This window comes from Planktothricoides sp. SR001, assembly GCF_001276715.1.
GTDB classification, from domain to species: domain Bacteria; phylum Cyanobacteriota; class Cyanobacteriia; order Cyanobacteriales; family Laspinemataceae; genus Planktothricoides; species Planktothricoides raciborskii.
The window spans coordinates 8,827-13,477 of record NZ_LIUQ01000089.1 but is presented as its reverse complement, the minus strand read 5'-3'; the positions used below and the strand labels follow the sequence as shown (position 1 = coordinate 13,477).

General features: G+C 43.9%; 4 protein-coding genes and 1 pseudogene. All 5 read left to right on the top strand.

The features are described 5' to 3' along the window. A pseudogene (locus tag AM228_RS27550) lies at positions 1 to 425 on the top strand (hypothetical protein); the annotation flags it as partial. Between the two features lie 584 nt (positions 426 to 1,009). Further along, entirely contained in the window at positions 1,010 to 1,333 is a 324-nt protein-coding gene (locus tag AM228_RS27545) for a hypothetical protein (RefSeq protein ID WP_054470110.1), read from the top strand. Between the two features lie 35 nt (positions 1,334 to 1,368). After that, the gene (locus tag AM228_RS27540; protein WP_054470109.1) at positions 1,369 to 1,956 is read left to right on the top strand and encodes a hypothetical protein; all 588 of its coding nucleotides are present in this window, start codon (positions 1,369 to 1,371) and stop codon (positions 1,954 to 1,956) included. Between the two features lie 290 nt (positions 1,957 to 2,246). Next, positions 2,247 to 3,350, top strand: a complete 1,104-nt coding sequence (gene mnmA / locus AM228_RS27530) for a tRNA 2-thiouridine(34) synthase MnmA (protein WP_054470107.1) — start codon at positions 2,247 to 2,249, stop codon at positions 3,348 to 3,350. 56 nt (positions 3,351 to 3,406) lie between these two features. Next, positions 3,407 to 4,576, top strand: a complete 1,170-nt coding sequence (sat, locus tag AM228_RS27525; RefSeq protein ID WP_054470106.1) for a sulfate adenylyltransferase — start codon at positions 3,407 to 3,409, stop codon at positions 4,574 to 4,576. Positions 4,577 to 4,651: the final 75 nt, after the last annotated feature.

Below are 4,651 nucleotides of genomic sequence, written 5' to 3'. Positions count from 1 at the left end.
AAACTTGGACACTTTCCCAGATGGTCAGTGACGCCATAAAAGCAGGTCATAAAGTGATTGTGCTAGGACACAGAGTGCAATTAATGTCCCACTTATGTGACCGTTTCGGGATTCAATTTCTCAATGAGATGACCTCTAAAAAAGATTGGTTAGAGGCTTTATATTTTGGCTTAGGACTGTGTATTGATTCTTTACATCCTAATTCTAAAGCTAAAATTGACCTGACGGTTGATAATTACCTTGACGGTTGTCTTTTGGTTGTTGATGAGTCTGAACAAGTTTTAAATCACTTATTACACGCTGATACTAAGTATCTTAGAAAAAAACGGGCTGAAATTATGACTCAGCTTAAGATAGTCAAAACGCTTCAAAAATTTATTTGGCTGACGCTGACTTATCTGATTTTTCCATTTAGTTTTTTATAAAAATGGCTGAATTAGGCAAGTCAGATGTAGCGTTAATCAATCCAAAATAATTAGAAATTTGATAAGTCTGAATTATGGATTTTTTTATTTACCAATAAAACAACCCATACAGACTGTTAGCAGAGTGTAAACGTCGCTTATCAAAAGGTAATTGCGTATTTTTATTCTGCGGTATCCAGAAGATTAAGTCGTTGTAGTATGGCCAAAAAAATGCCACTATATTATCACTTTATTGTCAAATTTAAGTTTGCTTAATTGACTTTAATAATGTTAATGAAATAACCTGAGTATAAAGCTTACTCTATATCAAGTAAACTAGGCAATTTAAGCGAATAAAAATTAGTTATTTATTACAGTGTTTTATAGACAATTTTTAGTATTAATAATGACTTGTTTATCACGGTTCTTATGTGGTTTATAGCGTTGAATATGTTCAGTCAGTCGCTCAATTTGTGGCACGGTATCGCTGGCCCGTTGACCGGCATATCTGGCTCCCAAAATCAGGTAACGCTACATATATGAAATTTGGTGGTGCGTTATCATCGGATCAGGTTAAGCATTGCTTACAAACCAACAAAAAGAGAATGCAATCTTTTCTCAAAGATTTTACCGCTTTAGATAATGGGTTATTTTATGCTTACTGTGAGTCTGTAGCCCGTAGCAATTTAGGGTTAAGTGCTTACCGGGAAAATTTAGAATGGTTGCTGACTTCCGACGGTCATCGGTGCCACTATGTTGACCCTGTAAAGGTGCATGATACTGAAATCAGAGAGATTAGAAATGCGGCTTATGATGCTGAAGTCAGCGAGATTGATACCACTGAGAATCCCTCTGATGATGAATTAAAAACCCTTAATAATGCCGTGGCAAAAACTAAGCATCAACGGTATAAACAACGGGTAATTTAGTTAGAACTTATGGCTATTGTTCTAAGGCTTTAATCATGGCTGATGATCACGGTTGTTTCCGACCGTTACAACTGCTGTATTACCTGACCATTGGTAAAGCTTTTGCCGTGTCTCACGATGCTAAACAAGTCCAGACTTTTACCTCTAAAACTCAGTGCCTTGACCATGAAATCAGCAAGTATGCAGTCAGTCTCAGACAAGCATACTTATCGGTGCTTTTTGACAAGGGCTTATCCCGGTTTTTGACGGGTGAAAATTTTGCCTATAACGATCCGTTCCTCACCGATGTCATTGCCAGGTTAAACCCAGATGAGTTTGTAGAAACATTTGGCCGGGGGCTCCCGGTTAAGACGGGCGATCGCATCAATGTCATTTTGGATCTCATTGGCTACCAGAAAAAATATGCGTGCCGGGTGGGAACGGGGGCCGATGCTATCCGCCACTATTGTGCCGTGCCCAAGTTTGACGGCATAGACGTGGATCAGATTTTTGATTTCTGGTTTGACCGAGATAGCAAGTCTCAGGAAAATTCCGGGGCAGGGGCCGGGGATTTTGCTGGAGATTTTTCCGGCACCGAGGCCGGGGCTGCCGGTCACTTTGCCGGGGATTTTGCGCGGGCATAATCACCGCCACCTATCCCGCCACCTATCCCGCCACCTAATAAAATTAAAAGCCTTGTAACCGATGAGTTACAAGGCTAAAACCGTTGATTTTCCGTGGTTTTTTTGGGGCTTTGGCCGGGGTGATAGTATCTCTATTCGGCAAACAACCAAAGAATCCCTACCCAAAGAATCCCTACCCAAAGAATCCCTACCCAAAGAATCCCTACCCAACAACCAACAAACAACAAACAACCACCAACCAACAACCGTCACGATTTGTTAAAGTAATTGAGAGGATTTTTTTTTATGATATGACAAGGATTGTCGTTGGCTTATCCGGTGGCGTTGACAGTTCAACTGCGGCGGCCACCCTCCATCATCAAGGATATGAAGTTGTCGGTCTGACCCTTTGGCTGATGAAGGGCAAAGGTCAATGCTGCTCTGAGGGAATGGTTGATGCCGCTGCACTTTGCGAACAATTAGGCATCCCATATCATGTTGTGGATAGCCGCGAACTGTTTGAGAAGAATATTATCAATTATTTGGTGTCCGGCTACAGTAGTGGTGTGACACCATTGCCTTGTTCTCAATGTAATAAAGCGGTGAAATTTGGCCCAATGTTGAAATATGCCCAGGAAGAATTGGGCATCGATCGCATTGCCACAGGTCATTATGCGCGGATCGAATATAACGGGGAAACTGGCCGTTATCAGTTGTTGCGGGCAGTCGATCACAATAAAGATCAATCCTATTTCTTATACGATCTGACCCAAGATTTGTTAGCTCATTGTTTATTTCCCCTAGGAAATATTCCCAAGACAGAAACGCGCAAAATTGCCGCTGAATTTGGGTTGAGTACGGCGGACAAACCAGAAAGTCAAGACCTTTGTTTGATTGAAGCTCATGGTTCGATGCAGAACTTTTTGGAACAATATATTGAGCGCCAAAAAGGACAGATTGTGGATACCCAAGGTAATGTTTTGGGCGAACACGAGGGGATTCATCGATACACCATTGGACAAAGACGGGGAATTGGGTTGGCAGCGCCAGAACCGCTTTATGTGGTGGCCTTAGATCCGATAAAAAATCAAGTGATTGTGGGCGATCGCACCGTGGCAACTCAAGAAGAATGCACCGTTAAACAAATCAATTGGGTTTCTATGGAACCACCCAGCAGCCCGATCCGCGCTGAGGTACAAATTCGCTATCGGACGCCACCAGTGCCGGTGACAGTGATTCCTTTAGAAGGAGGCGATCGCGTCAAATTAGTATTTGATGAACGACAGTTTGGGGTGACACCCGGACAAGCCGCAGTCTGGTACAATGGCGAAATTTTACTCGGTGGCGGCATTATTGAACCGGCAAAGGCGAACGCGGGCAAAGATTTTTTGTCTGGAGATACGTTGGCAAAGTAGGATAGAAAAGTCAGCAAAATTAATCGTTACTGTTCACATAATTCAGAGGATAACCCTTGAGTCATCATCCACAAGACGCCATTGCCCCCCACGGCGGACACCTAATTAATCGCATTGCCAGCCCTGGTCAAAAGCAGGAATTTCTTGACCAAGCTGATTCTTTGCCCCGCATTCAACTCACAGAAAGATCCTTATCGGACTTGATTCTGATTGCCATTGGTGGCTTTAGCCCTCTAAATGGCTTTATGGAACAGAAAGACTATGAACCAGTAGTCACCGATATGCGGATGGCCAATGAATTACCCTGGGCAATTCCCATCACTTTACCTGTCACCGAAGAAGAGGCAGACCGGGTTAAAGAAGGGTCTTGGGTACGCTTAGACGATCCCAACGGTCGATTTGTCGGGGTGCTGGAACTGACCCAAAAATATCGTTACAACAAAGCCCTGGAAGCGAGTAACGTCTATCGCACAGAAGATATTAACCATCCTGGGGTCAAGGTGGTTTATGAACAAGGGCCAATTAACCTCGCTGGTCCCGTCTGGTTACTGCAACGAGATCCCCATCCCTTGTTTCCCAACTATCAAGTCGATCCCGCTGAGTCTCGGAAAATCTTCCGGGAAAACGGCTGGAAAAGCATTGTGGCTTTCCAAACCCGTAACCCCATCCACCGGGCCCATGAATACATTACTAAATGTGCCTTGGAAAGTGTGGATGCGTTATTTTTGCATCCCCTGGTCGGCGCTACTAAAGAAGATGATATTCCCGCAGATGTGCGGATGCGCTGTTATGAAATTTTGCTAGAAAAATATTATCCCAAAGATAAGGTAATGCTGGCAATTAATCCGGCAGCCATGCGTTATGCGGGACCGAGAGAGGCGATTTTCCATGCCTTGCTGCGGAAAAACTATGGTTGCACTCACTTTATTGTGGGTCGCGATCATGCGGGTGTGGGTGATTACTATGGCACCTATGATGCTCAATATATTTTTGATGAGTTTGAACCCGGTGAATTAGGCATTTTACCGATGAAGTTTGAGCACGCTTTCTACTGCACCGTGACTCAGGGCATGGCGACGACTAAAACCAGTCCGAGCACTCCAGAGCAACGGATTCACTTGTCAGGAACAAAGGTGCGGGAAATGTTGCGCGATGGTAAGTTACCCCCGCCAGAATTTTCTCGTCCAGAAGTGGCGGCAGAATTAGCCCGTTCTATGCACAAGTAGATCAATTTTTGGTTGATAGTTGATGGTTGATAGTTGATGGTTGTTGGTTGTTGGTTGGTTGGGGTGTAGGGTGTA